General features: G+C 52.9%; 14 protein-coding genes. 13 read left to right on the top strand and 1 reads right to left on the bottom strand.

Going from position 1 to position 17,309, the window contains the following annotated elements; translation table 11 throughout:
* Positions 1 to 333: 333 nt before the first annotated feature.
* Positions 334 to 1,488 (bottom strand): tRNA epoxyqueuosine(34) reductase QueG, encoded by a 1,155-nt coding sequence (gene queG / locus UC15_RS01765; RefSeq protein WP_112286835.1) that lies wholly within the window; start codon positions 1,486 to 1,488, stop codon positions 334 to 336.
* Between queG and nnr the strand changes: the two genes are divergently transcribed.
* The 13 genes from nnr to rnr all read left to right on the top strand — a co-directional run bounded on the left by nnr (position 1,487) and on the right by rnr (position 17,212).
* Positions 1,487 to 3,001 (top strand): bifunctional ADP-dependent NAD(P)H-hydrate dehydratase/NAD(P)H-hydrate epimerase, encoded by a 1,515-nt coding sequence (nnr, locus tag UC15_RS01760; protein ID WP_112286834.1) that lies wholly within the window; start codon positions 1,487 to 1,489, stop codon positions 2,999 to 3,001. The two genes, queG and nnr, sit on opposite strands and share 2 nt — an antisense overlap.
* Positions 3,002 to 3,011: 10 nt before the next feature.
* Positions 3,012 to 3,479, top strand: coding sequence for a tRNA (adenosine(37)-N6)-threonylcarbamoyltransferase complex ATPase subunit type 1 TsaE (gene tsaE, locus UC15_RS01755; protein WP_112286833.1), 468 nt, complete (start codon positions 3,012 to 3,014; stop codon positions 3,477 to 3,479).
* A 7-nt stretch (positions 3,480 to 3,486) separates the two neighbouring features.
* Positions 3,487 to 5,247 carry an N-acetylmuramoyl-L-alanine amidase AmiB gene (gene amiB / locus UC15_RS01750; RefSeq protein WP_112286832.1) on the top strand — a complete coding sequence of 587 codons (1,761 nt, stop codon included), beginning with the start codon at positions 3,487 to 3,489 and terminating at the stop codon, positions 5,245 to 5,247.
* Between the two features lie 32 nt (positions 5,248 to 5,279).
* Entirely contained in the window at positions 5,280 to 7,181 is a 1,902-nt protein-coding gene (gene mutL / locus UC15_RS01745) for a DNA mismatch repair endonuclease MutL (RefSeq protein WP_112286831.1), read from the top strand.
* A complete protein-coding gene (miaA, locus tag UC15_RS01740; RefSeq protein ID WP_112286830.1) occupies positions 7,174 to 8,115 on the top strand; it encodes a tRNA (adenosine(37)-N6)-dimethylallyltransferase MiaA in 942 nt (313 codons plus the stop codon). Before mutL ends, miaA begins: the two co-directional genes overlap by 8 nt.
* Before the next feature lie 114 nt (positions 8,116 to 8,229).
* Positions 8,230 to 8,538, top strand: a complete 309-nt coding sequence (gene hfq, locus UC15_RS01735) for an RNA chaperone Hfq (RefSeq protein ID WP_013573763.1) — start codon at positions 8,230 to 8,232, stop codon at positions 8,536 to 8,538.
* Positions 8,539 to 8,636: 98 nt separating this feature from the next.
* Positions 8,637 to 9,941 (top strand): ribosome rescue GTPase HflX, encoded by a 1,305-nt coding sequence (gene hflX, locus UC15_RS01730; RefSeq protein ID WP_014333660.1) that lies wholly within the window; start codon positions 8,637 to 8,639, stop codon positions 9,939 to 9,941.
* Positions 9,942 to 9,974: 33 nt separating this feature from the next.
* Positions 9,975 to 11,276 carry an FtsH protease activity modulator HflK gene (gene hflK, locus UC15_RS01725; protein WP_112286829.1) on the top strand — a complete coding sequence of 434 codons (1,302 nt, stop codon included), beginning with the start codon at positions 9,975 to 9,977 and terminating at the stop codon, positions 11,274 to 11,276.
* Positions 11,277 to 11,278: 2 nt separating this feature from the next.
* Entirely contained in the window at positions 11,279 to 12,280 is a 1,002-nt protein-coding gene (gene hflC, locus UC15_RS01720; RefSeq protein ID WP_112286828.1) for a protease modulator HflC, read from the top strand.
* A 94-nt stretch (positions 12,281 to 12,374) separates the two neighbouring features.
* Positions 12,375 to 12,575 (top strand): DUF2065 domain-containing protein, encoded by a 201-nt coding sequence (locus tag UC15_RS01715; RefSeq protein ID WP_112286827.1) that lies wholly within the window; start codon positions 12,375 to 12,377, stop codon positions 12,573 to 12,575.
* Between the two features lie 144 nt (positions 12,576 to 12,719).
* The gene (locus UC15_RS01710) at positions 12,720 to 14,018 is read left to right on the top strand and encodes an adenylosuccinate synthase (protein ID WP_112286826.1); all 1,299 of its coding nucleotides are present in this window, start codon (positions 12,720 to 12,722) and stop codon (positions 14,016 to 14,018) included.
* Between the two features lie 228 nt (positions 14,019 to 14,246).
* The gene (nsrR, locus tag UC15_RS01705; protein WP_013573769.1) at positions 14,247 to 14,672 is read left to right on the top strand and encodes a nitric oxide-sensing transcriptional repressor NsrR; all 426 of its coding nucleotides are present in this window, start codon (positions 14,247 to 14,249) and stop codon (positions 14,670 to 14,672) included.
* 41 nt (positions 14,673 to 14,713) lie between these two features.
* Positions 14,714 to 17,212 carry a ribonuclease R gene (gene rnr / locus UC15_RS01700; RefSeq protein WP_112286825.1) on the top strand — a complete coding sequence of 833 codons (2,499 nt, stop codon included), beginning with the start codon at positions 14,714 to 14,716 and terminating at the stop codon, positions 17,210 to 17,212.
* The last annotated feature ends 97 nt before the right edge of the window (positions 17,213 to 17,309 follow it).

The following is a 17,309-nucleotide window of genomic DNA, read 5'->3' as shown; positions in this document are numbered from 1 at the left end:
AGTCTCGTTTCCCGCTCCAATTTTCTTCTTCAGTACAAAATCATTTCTTTATGCCTTTCTGGTGCATATTTCGTGCGCGAATGAAACAATCATTACACGGTTTGTATTATTTTTTTAAACAGACTTATCCACAGCTTTAGGTGTTTTTTTGCACTGTCTGTTTTTTGCGCCCGTCATATTGCCAAAATGTAACACGCTGATTTATATCATAATAAATTTATAACGAAACGTTATGACGATCACTTGCTCTTTTTTTTGCACTTGATTGGCAAAGCATTTTTATTTTTATGCACAGAAAATTATACAAAGCAGAACAGCGTTTTTTGGGAAATGTTATGCATCCCTTGGCAAACCTTTTTCCACCGCTCGGATCAGCCGTTTCTGCTGCAGTGTTTGTACTTCAATACGATGTTCATTTCTTCTTTCTACCTGTTGTGCGATAGCCCAGCTGATATGTTCATCCAGCAGCGCATTTTCCCCTTCGCGCGAATGCAGCGAATCCATCACGTCCTGCGAGTAGGGCGCATTGCCTAATGCCACTGCTATGTTGCGCAGCCAGCGCAGATGTCCGATACGTCGTATTGGCGAACCTTCCGTAATCCGTAAAAATTTCTCTTCCGTCCAGCCAAACAAAGTCATCAGCTCCGGTGCATGCAGCGCGGCACGCGGGCTAAAATCTTCTTCATCAGTCAGTTGCGAATAACGATTCCAGGGGCAGATCAGCTGACAGTCATCGCAGCCGTAGATGCGGTTGCCCATCAGCGGGCGGAATTCTTCCGGTATCGCGCCTTCCAGTTCGATAGTCAGATAGGAAATGCAGCGGCGCGCGTCAACGGTATAAGGCGCAACGATGGCACCGGTCGGGCAAGTGGTCATGCAGGCCACGCATTTGCCGCATTTCTCTTCCTGAGGCTGATCGACGGGCAACGGCAAATCAATCAGCAGTTCGCCGAGAAAGAACCACGAGCCGGATTCACGGTTGAGAATAAGTGAGTGTTTACCAACCCAGCCAAGACCGGCTTTCGCTGCAAGCGGGCGTTCCATGACCGGCGCGGAATCCACAAAGGGGCGGAAGGTGACGGTCTGATCAGCATGCTCAGTACAATGCGCCTGGATCATGTCGCCCAGTTTTTTCAGGCGCTGCCGCAACACCTTGTGATAGTCGCGTCCCAGGGCGTAACGGCTGACATAACCGAGTTGCGGATTATTCAGGGTTTTAGCAAAGGCGGCTTTGGCGGGCAGATAGTTCATGCGCACGCTGATCACCCGCAGCGTGCCGGGCAGCAATTCATGCGGACGGGCACGTAACATGCCGTGGCGCGCCATCCAGTCCATCTCGCCATGATATTGTTTATCAAGCCAGTCTTGCAGTTTGGGCTCTTCAACAGATAAGTCTGTATCGCAGATGCCAACCTGCTGGAAGCCTAGCGATTGGCCCCATTGCTTGATATGTTGAGCCAGTTGAACGAGATCGAGAGGGAGTGTCATGACGAACCAACGTGAAAAACGAAACGAGGCGAGTTTACCACATTCCGTGTTTTCTGCTGACTGGCTGCGAAAAGCTGAGCGTCAGGCGGCGCAGGAAACGGGGATTTCTCTGTTTACACTGATGCAACGTGCGGCGAAGGCCGCTTTTTTACTGGCGCAGCGTGAATTTCCACACACGCAGCACTGGCTGATTTTGTGTGGTCACGGCAATAACGGCGGTGACGGTTTTGAAATGGCGCGTCTGGCGAAAAGCGCAGGTATACGCGTGACGCTGCTGGCCGTGGAAGGGAGCAAACCGCTGCCTGATGAAGCGGAAATGGCGCGAACGGGTTGGCTGAAAAGTGGCGGAGAAATCAATTCCGCCGATTCTGCATGGCCGCATGATGCTGATCTGATTATTGATGGTTTGCTCGGCACCGGTTTATCTTCTGCGCCCCGCGCACCTTACGACGGGCTGATTGACGCCACTAATTCGGCATCTTTGCCTGTGATATCTCTCGATATTCCTTCGGGGCTTGATGCGCAAACTGGCCAGACAGCGGGGAAGGCGGTTCACGCCACGTACACTGTCAGTTTCATCGCCCTTAAACCCGGTTTGCTGACCGGACAGGCGCGTGATTACACCGGTAAATTACATTGTGATGCGCTGGGGCTGCAAAGCTGGCTGGGTGGACATCTGGCAGTGTTACAGCGGCTGGATGCGTCGCAGTTAGGCACATGGTTGCACCCGCGCCGTCCGTGTTCCCACAAAGGTGAACACGGGCGTTTATTGGTGGTTGGCGGCGATATCGGGTTTGCCGGTGCAATCCGAATGGCGTCGGAAGCCGCGCTGCGCACCGGTGCTGGTCTGGTGCGAGTACTCACTCACAAAGAGCACGCTGGCCCGTTGCTGACCGCCAGACCTGAGCTTATGGTGCAGGAACTGACCGCAGCATCGCTCGATGAAGGGCTGGAATGGGCGGATGTGTTAGTCATCGGCCCCGGTTTAGGCCAGAAAGAATGGGGTAAACAGGCGGTTGATCGCGCGGCAAAATGGGATAAACCGGCGTTATGGGACGCTGATGCGCTTAACCTGCTGGCAATCAATCCCGGGAAACGGCAAAATCGCGTACTGACGCCTCATCCTGGCGAGGCAGCCCGCTTACTCGGTTGCAGCGTGAAGGAAATTGAGAGTGACCGCTTACTTTCGGCGCAGAAACTCACGGAACGTTATGGCGGCGTGGTGGTGCTGAAAGGCGCGGGCAGTCTGATTGCCAGTGAACATGGCGAAATGGCGCTCGCAGATGTCGGCAATGCCGGTATGGCATCGGGCGGCATGGGCGACGTGCTTTCTGGTATCATTGGCGGATTGCTGGCTCAGAAACTGAATATTTATGATGCGGCCTGCGCGGGCTCAGTGGTTCATGGCGCTGCCGCAGACGAAATTGCCCACCGGCAGGGAACGCGCGGTATGCTGGCAACTGATCTTTTAGCGGTGATTGCCCCGTTAGTTAATCCAGACCTGAAGAAATAGATATCACTGAATGAATCAACTTAATATCTCTCTACCCGACGAAGCGGCAACGCTGCAACTAGGTGCTTCACTGGCGAAAGCCTGCGAAGGCTCTACGGTTATCCATCTTTATGGCGATCTGGGAGCCGGTAAAACAACCTTTAGCCGGGGATTTCTTCAGGCATTGGGGCATCAGGGCAATGTGAAAAGCCCGACCTATACGCTGGTTGAGCCTTATCAGCTGGAAAAGATCGCCGTCTATCATTTTGACTTGTATCGCCTGGCTGATCCTGAAGAACTGGAATTTATGGGTATCCGAGACTATTTCGCACAGGATGCTATTTGTCTGGTGGAATGGCCGCAGCAGGGTGCTGGCGTGTTACCCGAACCAGATATAGAACTGACGCTGGATTATTCCCAGACCGGGCGCACCGCGAAGCTGGTGGCGGTTTCCGAATCTGGTATAAATTTGCTGCATCGTGTTCAACAGCAAGGATGATCACGCGATGAACTCACGTTTTACCTCTCTGTTTACGTCGGCGGCGATGTCATTATCGACGCGGATGTTATCGACGCTGATGTTGTTTGCTGTGCTTGCGTCGCCGGTTTTTGCGGCGGGCATGAAAAATATCAATGTCTCTAATGGCCAGACGCAGTCGACAATTACGATTACGTTTGACGGTTCGCCGGATTACTCCTTTTTCCCGCTGCATAATCCTGAACGTGTGGTGATGGATATCCGTCAGGACGGCGTGATGAAAGGCCTGCCGCTGAATTTTAACGGCCAGAACCTGGTGACGCGTGTGCGTGCCAGTACGCCGCCGAATGCACAAAGCCAGCGTCTGGTGTTTGAGCTGAATCAGAAAGTCAGAACCAACGCGACGAAACAAAAAGACGGCAGCCAGTACACGGTAGTGCTGACCATGAATGCCGCCGCGTCCGCACCACGCCGTGCTGCGCCGGTTGTCACAGCCACCAATACGCCTTCGCCAAATGCAGGCAAAACGGTCACGCCGTCGTCGAAATCCAATCCGTTTACCAACGATCAGACTAAAGTGGTTTCCACTTCCGTCGCCCCTGATAACTCGCGTTCATCAACTGTCAGCACCAGCGACAGCAGAATCATTGTCGCGATTGATGCCGGTCACGGCGGACAGGATCCCGGAGCCATCGGTGCGGGCGGTCTTAAAGAAAAGAACGTCACTATTGCCATCGCCCGGAAATTGCAGGCGATTCTGAATGCTGATCCTATGTTCCAGCCGGTATTAACCCGTGACGGTGATTACTTTATTTCCGTTATGGGACGTTCCGATGTGGCGCGTAAGAAAAACGCCAACGTACTGGTTTCCATTCACGCCGATGCCGCGCCAAGCCGCAGCGCGCGTGGCGCATCGGTCTGGGTACTATCGAACCGCCGTGCGAACAGCGAAATGGGTAACTGGCTCGAGCAGCACGAGAAGCAATCTGAGCTGTTAGGTGGTGCGGGTGACGTGCTGGCGAATACCGCATCCGATCCTTACCTGAGTCAGGCCGTGCTCGATTTGCAGTTTGGTCATTCTCAACGTGTCGGCTATGACGTTGCGACCCGTGTTCTGCGCGAACTGCGCTCCGTCGGCTCGTTGCATAAAGCCAAGCCGGAGCACGCCAGTTTAGGCGTATTACGCTCGCCAGATATTCCTTCCCTGCTGGTGGAAACCGGCTTTATTAGTAACTCAACTGAGGAGCGGCTGCTGGGCAGCAGCGCGTACCAGGATAAAATTGCGAGGGCCATTCACATCGGTCTGCGTAATTATTTCCAGTCGCATCCGATACAAAACGGCCCAAAGGTCGAAAACCGTCCGCTGCTGGCCTCATCAGCAGCGGCGGTCGGCAGTAGCGCGAAAGCCAGTAATCAGCCGGGACCGATTGAAGTGACCGCCGGTGCAGCCGGTGCGACGCAGATCCATAAAGTGACCCGCGGCGAAACGCTGACCGGCATCGCAAACAGCTACGGCACGACGACTGCGGCGCTGCGTGATCTCAATAAACTGAAAAAAGACGGTGTCTGGGTCGGCCAGCGATTGAAAGTGCCAGCGGGCACCCGCACATCTTCTGGTACAACGGCAAAAGCGTCGAAGAAATCGTCGAAACATACGGTTAAACGCGGTGATACGTTGTCGGCAATCGCGAGTAAATATGGTGTCAGTATGAATGACATCAAAACCGCAAATCACATGAAGTCTGGCGAGGTACAGCTCGGCCAAACCTTAACTATTCCACAGTCATAGGCGGTTCATCACCGTCAGCCACAGGAGCCGCTATGCCGATCAAGGTACTGCCGCCGCAACTTGCTAACCAGATAGCTGCGGGCGAAGTTGTCGAAAGGCCGGCTTCCGTGGTGAAAGAGCTGGTGGAAAACAGCCTTGATGCCGGCGCAACGCGAATCGATATTGATATTGATCGCGGCGGTGCCAAGCTTATCCGCATTCGCGATAACGGCTGTGGTATTGGCAAAGACGAACTGGCGCTGGCGCTGGCGCGTCATGCGACCAGTAAAATTACCTGTCTTGACGATCTCGAAGCTATCCTGAGTCTGGGATTCCGCGGCGAAGCGCTGGCGAGTATCAGCTCGGTTTCGCGTCTTATCCTGACATCACGAACGGCTGAGCAAAATGAAGCCTGGCAGGCCTACGCCGAAGGGCGCGACATGGCGGTCACAGTCAAACCCGCAGCGCATCCGCAGGGCTCGACCATCGAAGTGCTGGATTTGTTCTACAACACGCCCGCCCGCCGTAAGTTCATGCGCACCGAGAAAACCGAATTTACCCATATTGATGAAGTTGTCCGCCGGATTGCGCTGGCGCGCTTTGACGTGTCCGTCAATCTCAGCCACAACGGCAAGCTTATTCGCCAGTATCGCGCGGTCAAAGACCCTTCGCAGTTCTCCCGACGTCTGGCAAGCATTTGCAGCCCGACATTTGTCGAGCACGCGCTGGAAGTGGAATGGAGTCACGGTGACCTGGCGATCCGTGGCTGGGTGGCGGATCCGGCGGGTTCGCGTAACCTGACCGACATGCAATATTGTTATGTGAATAATCGTATGATGAAGGATCGCCTGATAAATCACGCGATCCGTCAGGCCTATCAGGATCAGCTGAAAGACGATCAGCAACCTGCGTATGTGCTTTATCTGGATGTCGATCCGCATCAGGTGGATGTGAATGTGCATCCGGCCAAACACGAAGTGCGTTTCCATCAGTCGCGGCTGGTACACGATTTTATTTATCAGGCGGTAATGTCCGTATTGCAGCAGGCGGGCGCGCCGGTTCTGGATGAGCCACAGCTACAGGAAGATACACCGCGCTGGCAGCAGGAAAACCGTCAGGCCGCAGGCGGGAATCATTTCTCGCAACCGGCAGAACGTAAATCATCACCACCGCGTGAAAATGTGTTTCCTGAAACAGCACGTGCCAGTCAGCCCCGGGAGCCGGCTTTTCGCAGCAATGAACCGGCTTACAATCCTTCTGAAAGCAAGGCTTACGGCCGTTTATTGCAGCCTGCGCCGGAGTCATTCATCTTACAGGAACCGGCTCCTGTCGTGGCACAGCCCGCTAAGTCTGCCGCTTCTGCGGCCCGTACACTGGCTGAACCGGCACTGGAATCACACAGCCAGAGTTTCGGACGTGTGCTGACGGTGTGTTCGGCGGAATATGCGTTACTTGAGCGCGGCAAACAACTGGTGCTGCTGTCGTTGCCGGTGGCAGATCGCTGGCTGAAATGGGCGCAGCTGACACCGCCGGAAGAAGGGTTACGTCCGCAGCCGCTTTTGATTCCGCTTAAACTGAACGTCAGTAAAGAAGAGGCCGCTGTCATGGCGCGGCATCAGACGTTATTGCAGCATTTTGGTTTAGAAATGCTCAATGAGTCGCATCGTGTGACGGTTCGCGCGGTACCTTTACCATTACGCCAACAAAATTTACAAAAGTTGATACCTGATCTGTTAGGTTACCTTGCTGTTCAGCAGGAGGTGACTTCTGATGCGGTAGCCATGTGGTTTGCCCGCCACTGTGGCTGCGAGCACGAGGTCTGGACGATTTCACAAGCCATACAATTACTCACGGATGTTGAGCGTCTTTGCCCGCAGTTGGTGAAATCGCCTCCGTCCGGACTTCTGCAACCTCTTGATTTACAGCCCGCGCTGGCGGCTTTTAAGCATGACTGACTCTGAAAACAACGCGTTTCCCCCGGCAATCTTTATCATGGGGCCGACCGCATCCGGTAAAACGGCACTGGCGATGTCGCTGATGAACCATCTTCCCGTTGAGTTAGTCAGCGTGGACTCGGCTTTAATCTATCGTGGGATGGACATCGGCACAGCGAAACCGACGGCGGAAGAGCTGGCGCAGGCGCCGCACCGTCTGATCGACATTCTGGATCCGGCCGAGGCTTATTCCGCGGCAGACTTTCGTCGCGACGCATTACGCGAAATGGCTGAAATAACCTCACGCAATAAGATCCCGTTATTGGTAGGTGGGACTATGCTTTATTTCAAGGCATTGCTTGAAGGACTTTCCCCGTTGCCCCCTGCTAATCCTGACGTTCGTGAACGTATCGAAAAGCAGGCGGCGGAGCAGGGTTGGGAAGCACTTCATGACCAATTGCGCGAGATAGACCCGGTGGCGGCAATGCGAATTCATCCGAATGATCCGCAGAGACTGTCCAGAGCACTGGAAGTTTTTTTTATTTCGGGTAAAACTTTAACGGAACTGACTAAAATTTCGGGTGAAACATTGCCCTATCGTGTTCATCAGTTTGCGATTGCCCCGACCCGTCGTGAATTATTACATACGCGGATCGAGGAACGTTTTAGTCAGATGTTGTCCAATGGTTTTGAAGACGAAGTCAGAACGCTGATAGCTCGGGGCGATTTGCATACCGATTTGCCTTCTATTCGCTGTGTAGGCTATCGCCAGATGTGGTCATATTTGTCTGGTGAATTCGATTACGATGAAATGGTTTATCGTGGTGTTTGCGCGACACGACAGCTGGCCAAACGTCAGATGACCTGGTTGCGAGGTTGGGAGGGTGTCGAATGGCTCGATTCTGAGAAGCCAGAAGAGGCCTTAAACCGTGTAATTCAGGTTGTTAGTGCATAGGTTGGGTGATTGTGTACAATTGATGAGTACTCAGCGCGCAAATTTTTTATGTGATTTATTTTCGAGCCGATAGGCTCAAAGTTACAAACAACAAACTAATAAGGAAAAGATAGAATGGCTAAGGGGCAATCTTTGCAAGATCCGTTCCTGAACGCATTGCGTCGTGAACGTGTTCCGGTTTCTATTTACTTGGTGAATGGTATTAAGCTGCAAGGCCAGATTGAGTCTTTTGACCAGTTTGTCATTCTGTTAAAAAATACGGTAAGCCAGATGGTGTATAAACACGCTATCTCCACCGTAGTGCCTTCCCGCCCGGTGTCACACCATAGCAATAATCCAGGTTCGGGCAGCACCAACAATTATCACCAAGGTAGTACTCCGTCTGCGCAACAGCCGCAGCAGGAAAACGATGACGCTGAATAAAGCGCAGCGTTGGTCAACCACGAAGGGGTTCATAAGTATTCCGATTATGCTTATGCACCCCCGGCTGGCGAATATTTCCCAAATGAGAGGTCGCAAGCTTGTTTGACCGTTATGAAGCCGGTGAGCAGGCCGTACTGGTTCATATCTATTTCTCGCAAGACAAAGACACGGAAGACCTGAGCGAATTTGAATCGCTGGTTTCTTCTGCAGGTGTAGAGGCGTTGCAAGTCGTCACCGGGAGCCGTAAGGCACCGCACCCAAAATACTTTGTCGGTGAAGGAAAGGCCCAAGAAATCGCAGATGCCGTCAAAGCAACGGGCGCCTCTGTCATCCTGTTTGATCACGCCTTGTCTCCCGGCCAGGAAAGAAACCTGGAAGCCTTATGCGAATGTCGCGTTGTCGACCGCACCGGATTGATATTAGATATTTTTGCCCAGCGGGCCCGAACACACGAAGGTAAGTTACAAGTAGAACTGGCGCAATTACGCCACATTGCTACCCGACTGGTTCGTGGCTGGACGCACCTTGAACGACAGGGCGGCGGTATTGGCGCACGTGGTCCGGGTGAAACACAGCTCGAAACTGACCGCCGTTTACTGCGAGACAGAATCACTTTAATCCTCAGCCGTCTTGAAAAAGTGGCTAAGCAGCGTGAACAAGGTCGCCGTTCACGCGTTCGTGCGGATATTCCGACGGTGTCTTTGGTTGGATATACCAACGCCGGGAAATCCACACTTTTTAACCGTATTACTCAGGCCGATGTTTATGTGGCCAATCAGTTGTTTGCTACGCTTGATCCTACGCTGCGCCGTATTATGGTCGCAGATGTCGGGGAAACAGTTTTGGCGGACACCGTAGGGTTTATTCGTCACCTGCCCCATGATTTGGTTGCGGCCTTTAAAGCAACGTTGCAGGAAACCCGACAGGCATCTCTGTTATTACATGTTATTGATGCAGCGGACATCCGTGTTCAGGAAAATATTGACGCGGTGAATACGGTGCTGGCAGAGATCGAAGCAGATGAAATTCCTGCGCTGTTAGTGATGAACAAAATAGATATGTTGGATGATTTTGTCCCGCGTATCGACCGCAACGAGGAGAATTTGCCTGTCAGAGTCTGGCTTTCAGCCGTGACAGGTGAAGGCATTCCGTTGCTATTTCAGGCATTAACGGAGCGACTCTCCGGCGAAATCGCGCAGCATGAATTGTGCTTGCCGCCGGAAGCAGGCCGCCTTCGTAGCCGTTTTTACCAGCTTCAGGCAATTGAAAAAGAATGGATTGAAGAGGATGGCAGTATTGGTCTGATGGTGCGAATGCCCATCGTTGACTGGCGCCGCCTCTGCAAACAAGAGCAGGAACTGGAAAGCTATGTCCGCAACCAGAGCCTGTCTGATTTGGCCTGAAGAACACCAATCATAGAATAATGGAGCTATAACATGGCGTGGAATCAGCCCGGTAATAACGGACAGGACCGCGACCCCTGGGGCAGCAGCAATAATAATAGCGGCAACTCTGGTGGAAATTCTGGTGGAAATAATGACAACAAAGGCGGCCGCAATCAGGGGCCACCTGATCTGGATGATATCTTCCGTAAACTCAGCAAAAAGCTGGGCGGTTTCGGTGGAAAAGGTTCAGGCAACAATAACAACAGCAATAACAACGGTGCGCCAACCGGTTCCGGTCATGGAATGAGTGGCACCCGGATTGCCGGCATCGCGGTCGCTGCGGTGGTGGTTATCTGGGCTGCGACAGGTTTCTATACCATTAAAGAAGCCGAACGTGGCGTTGTGACCCGTTTTGGTAAGTTCAGCCATCTGGTTGAGCCGGGCCTGAACTGGAAACCGACCTTCATCGACCAGGTACGCGCAGTGAACGTAGAATCGGTACGTGAACTTGCTGCGTCTGGCGTGATGCTGACCTCTGACGAAAACGTGGTACGCGTTGAAATGAACGTGCAGTACCGCGTGACGGATCCTGAAGCTTATCTGTTCAGCGTCGCCAATCCTGACGACAGCCTGAGCCAGGCAACGGACAGCGCATTACGTGGCGTTATCGGCAAATACACGATGGATAAAATCCTGACTGAAGGCCGTACCACGGTGCGTAGCGATACCCAACGTGTACTGGAAGAAACCATTCGTCCGTACAAAATGGGTATCACTATTCAGGACGTCAACTTCCAGACCGCGCGTCCGCCGGAAGAAGTGAAAGCTTCCTTCGATAACGCGATCGCTGCCCGTGAAAGAGAGCAACAGTCTATTCGTGAAGCAGAAGCTTATGCGAACCAGATCCAGCCTCTGGCAAACGGTGAAGCGCAGCGCTTACTGGAAGACGCAAAAGCCTATAAAGATCGTACTGTTCTGGAAGCACAGGGTGAGGTTGCCCGTTTCTCCAAACTGTTACCTGAATATAAAGCCGCGCCGGAAATTACCCGTGAGCGTCTTTATATCGAGACCATGGAAAAAGTCCTCAGTCACACCCGTAAAGTTCTGGTGAGTGACAAAGGGAATAACCTGATGGTATTACCGCTGGATCAGATGCTGCGTGGCGGCAATGCAGCAGCCAATGACACCAGCAAAAATGATGAATCAGGTTTGTTGCCTTCCGTTCCGGGTTTAACCAGCAGTAATGGCAAAAGCAGTGCCGGTACCAGCAGTTCCCGTTCGTCTGGCAGTGTCATGGACCAGCGCCGTGCAAACGCACAGCGTGACGATACACTTCGCGTAGGGAGAGAATAACAATGCGTAAGTCATTTTTACTTATCGTCGTTGTGGTGCTGGTGGCGCTTTATGCCTCACTGTTTGTCGTTCAGGAAGGTCAGCGCGGGATCGTGCTGCGCTTCGGTAAAGTCCTGCGTGACAGCGATAATAAACCGCTGGTCTATGCGCCGGGCCTGCATTTTAAAGTTCCCTTTGTGGAATCCATTAAAATGCTCGATGCGCGTATTCAGACCATGGACAACCAGGCTGACCGCTTCGTGACCAGCGAGAAGAAAGACTTAATCGTCGATTCTTACCTGAAATGGCGTATCAGTGATTTCAGCCGCTACTACCTGGCAACGGGCGGTGGTGATGTGTCTCAGGCAGAAATTCTGCTGAAACGTAAATTCAGTGACCGTCTGCGTTCTGAAATTGGTCGTCTTGATGTGAAAGACATCGTGACCGATTCCCGTGGCCGTTTGACGCTGGACGTGCGTGATGCGCTGAACACCGGTAGCGTAGGTGATGAACCTGAAGCGACCACTGAAGCTGATGATGCGATTGCCTCTGCGGCCAAACGTGTTGAACAGGAAACCAAAGGCAAACAGCCTGCGGTCAACCCGAACAGCATGGCAGCACTGGGTATTGAAGTGGTGGACGTACGTCTGAAACAAATCAACTTGCCGGAAGAAGTGTCCAGCGCGATTTACGATCGTATGCGCGCTGAGCGTAATGCGGTGGCATTGCGTCACATTTCTCAGGGTAAAGAAGAGGCGACTAAGATTCAGGCAGCGGCGGATTACGAAAGAACCCGTACTGTGGCTGAAGCAGAACGTACAGCCCGTATCACCCGCGGTGAAGGTGATGCCGAAGCGGCGAAACTGTTTGCTGATGCATTCAGCCAGGATCCTGACTTCTACGCATTCATCCGTAGCCTGCGTGCTTACGAGGCTAGCTTCAAGAGCGGTAACGACGTCATGGTGTTGAGCCCTGACAGCGATTTCTTCCGCTTCATGAAGTCTCCTGATCAAAAGAACAAATAATTGCTGATGCAATTTCCAAAAGGCCCTTGACGGGCCTTTTGTCTTTTCTGAAACCGATATAATTTTCCGCAAAGGAAGCACTGAGACACTCAACATGAATTCGACAATTTGGCTGGCGCTGGCGTTAGTTTTGGTTCTTGAAGGTTTGGGGCCGATGCTTTATCCAAAAACATGGAGAAAAATGATCCTCTCACTGGCGAATCTTCCGGACCACGTTTTACGGCGTTTTGGCGGGGGACTTGTGGTGGCAGGCTTCGTTATTTACTACATGTTGCGTAGTCGTCTGGGTGGCTGAGCTTTTGTTACAACCCAGGTGTCACGTCTTGCTGCGACGCGTAGCACGCAATTAAAATTTTTCCCGCAAACGTGTGCTAAAAGTGCTGGAAAGCACAGAATGAGATGTTAGAATCCTTTTTTAAGCAACCTGGTGATTCTTGAGATGGGTAAGAACGTCGTCGTACTCGGCACTCAATGGGGTGATGAAGGGAAAGGCAAGGTCGTAGACCTGCTTACTGAACGGGCTAAATATGTTGTGCGCTATCAGGGCGGTCACAACGCCGGTCACACTCTGGTTATCAACGGTGAAAAAACCGTTCTTCATTTAATTCCTTCTGGCATTCTGCGTGAAAACGTGACCAGCATCATCGGCAACGGTGTTGTTCTGGCGCCTGACGCGTTGATGAAAGAAATGGGCGAACTTGAAGCTCGTGGCATCCCTGTACGCGAACGTCTGTTACTGTCTGAAGCTTGCCCGCTGATCCTGCCTTACCATGTCGCGCTCGACATGGCGCGTGAAAAAGCGCGTGGGGATAAAGCGATCGGCACTACCGGTCGTGGTATCGGCCCGGCTTATGAAGATAAAGTTGCCCGTCGCGGTCTGCGCGTAGGCGATCTCTTCAACAAAGAAACTTTCGCTATCAAGCTGAAAGAAATCATCGATTACCATAACTTCCAGCTGGTTAACTACTACAAAGTAGAAGCGGTTGATTTCCAGAAAACGTTGGATGATGTCATGGCTATCGCCGACATCCTGACGGCTATGGTTGTTGACGTGTCTGAGCTGCTGGATGGCGCGCGCAAGCGTGGCGACCTGATCATGTTCGAAGGCGCGCAAGGCACGCTTCTGGATATTGACCACGGGACTTATCCGTACGTGACCTCTTCCAACACCACCGCTGGCGGCGTCGCTACCGGTTCAGGTATTGGTCCGCGTTATGTTGATTATGTTCTGGGTATCGTCAAAGCCTACTCCACCCGCGTGGGTGCAGGTCCGTTCCCGACTGAACTGTTCGACGAAACTGGCGAGTTCCTGCGTAAGCAAGGTAACGAGTTTGGCGCGACCACTGGCCGTAGCCGTCGTTGTGGCTGGCTGGACATCGTGGCCGTGCGTCGTTCTGTGCAGATCAACTCCCTGTCTGGTTTCTGTCTGACCAAACTGGACGTGCTGGACGGTCTGAAAGAAGTGAAGCTGTGTGTCGGTTACCGTATGCCTGATGGGCGCGAAATGACCACCACTCCGCTGGCTGCTGAAGGCTGGGAAGGTATCGAGCCAATTTACGAAATCATGCCTGGCTGGACCGAAACCACCTTCGGCGTGAAAGAAGTAGAAAACCTGCCACAGGCAGCGTTGAACTACATCAAGCGTATTGAAGAGCTGACAGAAGTGCCGGTTGATATTATCTCTACTGGCCCGGATCGTAGCGAAACCATGATCCTGCGCGACCCGTTTGACGCATAACAGCCTGAGCTGATTGCATAAAAACGTCATAACCGGGCAAAACTGCCCGGTTTATTTTTTTGTGAATCCCTTCTCTTGTGTACTTTCCATAAACCATCCACTATCTAAATGATTAGCTGCAAAGTTCGCGGCTGGTTTATCATCAAAGTGTCATAATAAACAATCATCTTCACCCTGTTGGCATGGCTGACGTGGAAAGACCGGGTAAATAGCTACCCAGAGGTATGTGTGCAGTTAACGAGTTTTACTGATTATGGTTTGAGAGCGTTGATTTATATGGCTTCGTTGCCGGATGATCAGATGACCAATATTTCGCAGGTCACCGAGGTTTACGGTGTATCGCGCAACCACATGGTGAAAATCATTAATCAGTTGAGCCGTGCTGGCCTGGTGACTGCCGTTCGCGGAAAGAACGGAGGGATCAAACTGGGCAAGCCCGCAGAGACCATTCGCATTGGCGACGTGGTGCGCGAACTGGAACCTCTTTCGCTGGTCAATTGCGCCAGCGACTTTTGTCATATCACGCCTGCATGCCGGCTAAAACAAGTCCTGCACACTGCTGTAGAACATTTTCTTGATGAGCTGAATCAGTACACTCTGGCCGATATGGTCAAAGATAACTCAACGCTCTACAAATTATTGCTTGTTGAATGAAAGACTTTCAACAAACTGCTGATGACAACGGAGGAACCGCTATGTCACAAGATCCATTCCTGGAACGAGAAGCAGAAAAATACGAATCACCTATTCCCAGCCGTGAATTCATTCTGGAACATCTCGCGAAACGTGAAACCCCAGCCAGCCGGGAAGAAATCGGTAACGAACTGAATCTGTCCGGAGAAGAAGCGCTGGAAGCCCTGCGCCGTCGTCTGCGCGCGATGGAACGTGATGGCCAGTTAGTCTTCACCCGCCGCCAGTGCTACGCGCTGCCGGAGCGTCTGGACTTACTGAAAGGCACGGTTATCGGCCATCGCGATGGTTACGGATTCCTGCGCCTTGAAGGCGTGAAGAAAGACGATGTGTATCTTTCTGCTGAACAAATGAAAATGTGCATCCACGGCGACGTGGTTCTGGCACAGCCGGTCGGCACCGACCGTAAAGGCCGCCGTGAAGCGCGCATTGTGCGTGTTCTGGTGCCGAAAACCAGCCAGATTGTTGGCCGTTACTTTACTGATGCCGGTGCCGGTTTTGTGGTGCCTGACGACAGTCGTCTGAGCTTTGACATCCTGATCCCGGCCGACGCCATTAACGGTGCGCGCATGGGCTATATGGTTGTTGTTGAACTGACTCAGCGTCCGACCCGCCGGACCAAAGCGGTGGGTAAAATCGTTGAAGTCCTCGGCGATAAAATGGGTACCAGCATGGCGGTGGATATCGCGCTGCGCACCCATGAAATTCCGCACGTCTGGCCGCCACAGGTTCTGAAACAGGTCGAAGATCTGAGCGAACAGGTGCCGGAAGAAGCGAAAAAAGGCCGTGTCGATTTACGCAGCCTGCCGCTGGTTACCATTGACGGTGAAGACGCGCGTGACTTCGATGACGCCGTGTACTGCGAGAAAAAACGCGGCGGTGGCTGGCGCCTGTGGGTCGCCATCGCCGACGTGAGCTATTACGTCCGTCACGGCACCGCGCTGGACGACGAAGCACGCAGCCGCGCGACGTCCGTTTACTTCCCGTCGCAGGTTGTCCCGATGCTGCCGGAAGTGCTGTCTAATGGACTGTGTTCCCTGAACCCGCAGGTAGACCGCCTGTGTATGGTCTGTGAGATGACTATCTCCGCGCAGGGCAAACTGACCAGCTCTAAATTCTACGAAGCGGTGATGAGCTCCCACGCACGTCTGACGTACAACAAAGTCTGGCGCATCATCGAAGGCGATCCGGAACTGCGCGAGCAGTATTCGCCGCTGGTTAAGCATTTGCTTGAACTGCACACCATGTACAAAGTGCTGGATCAGGCGCGTGCAGAACGTGGCGGTATCGCATTCGAAACCGAAGAAGCGAAATTCATCTTCAATGCCGAGCGCCGTATCGAACGTGTCGAACCGACCGTGCGTAACGACGCCCACAAACTGATTGAAGAATGCATGATCCTGGCGAACATTGCTGCGGCGCGTTTTGTTGAAAAACATAATGAACCGGCGCTGTTCCGTGTGCATGACCGTCCAAGTGATGACCATATTTCTGCGCTGAAAAGCGTGCTGGGCGAACTGGGTCTGGTGATGGGCGGTGGTATGAAACCTGAGCCGAAAGATTACGCTCAGATCATGGATGAACTGGCCGATCGTCCTGACCGCGAAATGCTGCAAACTATGCTGCTGCGTTCGATGAAACAGGCGATTTACGATCCGGAAAACCGTGGCCACTTTGGTCTGGCATTACAATCTTACGGACACTTCACTTCACCAATCCGTCGTTATCCGGATCTGGCGCTGCACCGTGCGATCAAGTACCTGCTGGCGAAAGAGCACGGCACGCTGAAAGATCGCTGGACGCCAACCGGCGGCTGGCACAGTGATTACGAAGACATGTTGCAGTTAGGCGAGCATTGTTCAATGGCAGAACGCCGTGCGGACGAAGCTACCCGTAACGTGGCGGACTGGCTGAAATGTGACTTTATGCAGGATCACGTGGGTGAAGTCTTCACCGGCATCATCGCCAGCGTGACCGGCTTCGGCTTCTTCGTGCGCCTCAACGATCTGTTCATCGACGGACTGGTGCATGTGTCCTCGCTCGACAACGATTACTACCGTTACGATAACATCGGCCAGCGTCTGGTCGGCGAGTCTTCCGGTGCCGTTTACCGCCTCGGCGATACCGTCGAAATCCGTGTTGAAGCCGTGCATATGGACGAGCGTAAAATCGATTTCGCGCTGGTTTCCAGCACCCGCAAAGCGCGTGGTGAAGGCAAAACCGCACGTGATCGCGCTAAAAAAGGCGGCGAGCGTTCTATGCGTTCCGCAGCACCGGCCAACGCCGGCCGTCGTCGCACCGGTAAGAAAAACGTGAACTTCGAGCCGGACAGCGCCTTCCGCAAAGATGACGCGAAACCCGCCAAGCCGAAGAAAGAGAAAGCGGTAAGCGCGGTCGGTAAAGACGGTAAGCCGAAGAAAGCTAAAAAGCCTTCTGATAAAACAGCAAAAATTGCTGCGGCCACCAGAGCCAAACGCGCGAAGAAAAAGTCAGCAGAAAGCTAAGTCAGACGGGCTGGTATTCTACCCGAAAGCATTCAGGTTGCAGAAAGGCGGCAAACGAAGGAATCCCGATGAGCTTACTCAGTTAAGTGATTCGGGT

The organism is Rahnella sp. AN3-3W3 (assembly GCF_003263545.1).
GTDB lineage: Bacteria > Pseudomonadota > Gammaproteobacteria > Enterobacterales > Enterobacteriaceae > Rahnella > Rahnella variigena.
This window is presented reverse-complemented; position numbering and strand designations above follow the sequence as displayed.

Coding starts and splice junctions, on each gene's coding strand:
- UC15_RS01710 (WP_112286826.1), top strand. CDS start 12,720: ATGGGTAAGAACGTCGTCGTACTCGGCACTCAATGGGGTGATGAAGGG.
- UC15_RS01715 (WP_112286827.1), top strand. CDS start 12,375: ATGAATTCGACAATTTGGCTGGCGCTGGCGTTAGTTTTGGTTCTTGAA.
- rnr (WP_112286825.1), top strand. CDS start 14,714: ATGTCACAAGATCCATTCCTGGAACGAGAAGCAGAAAAATACGAATCA.
- hflC (WP_112286828.1), top strand. CDS start 11,279: ATGCGTAAGTCATTTTTACTTATCGTCGTTGTGGTGCTGGTGGCGCTT.
- amiB (WP_112286832.1), top strand. CDS start 3,487: ATGAACTCACGTTTTACCTCTCTGTTTACGTCGGCGGCGATGTCATTA.
- miaA (WP_112286830.1), top strand. CDS start 7,174: ATGACTGACTCTGAAAACAACGCGTTTCCCCCGGCAATCTTTATCATG.
- tsaE (WP_112286833.1), top strand. CDS start 3,012: ATGAATCAACTTAATATCTCTCTACCCGACGAAGCGGCAACGCTGCAA.
- nnr (WP_112286834.1), top strand. CDS start 1,487: ATGACGAACCAACGTGAAAAACGAAACGAGGCGAGTTTACCACATTCC.
- mutL (WP_112286831.1), top strand. CDS start 5,280: ATGCCGATCAAGGTACTGCCGCCGCAACTTGCTAACCAGATAGCTGCG.
- hflK (WP_112286829.1), top strand. CDS start 9,975: ATGGCGTGGAATCAGCCCGGTAATAACGGACAGGACCGCGACCCCTGG.
- hfq (WP_013573763.1), top strand. CDS start 8,230: ATGGCTAAGGGGCAATCTTTGCAAGATCCGTTCCTGAACGCATTGCGT.
- queG (WP_112286835.1), bottom strand. CDS start 1,488: ATGACACTCCCTCTCGATCTCGTTCAACTGGCTCAACATATCAAGCAA.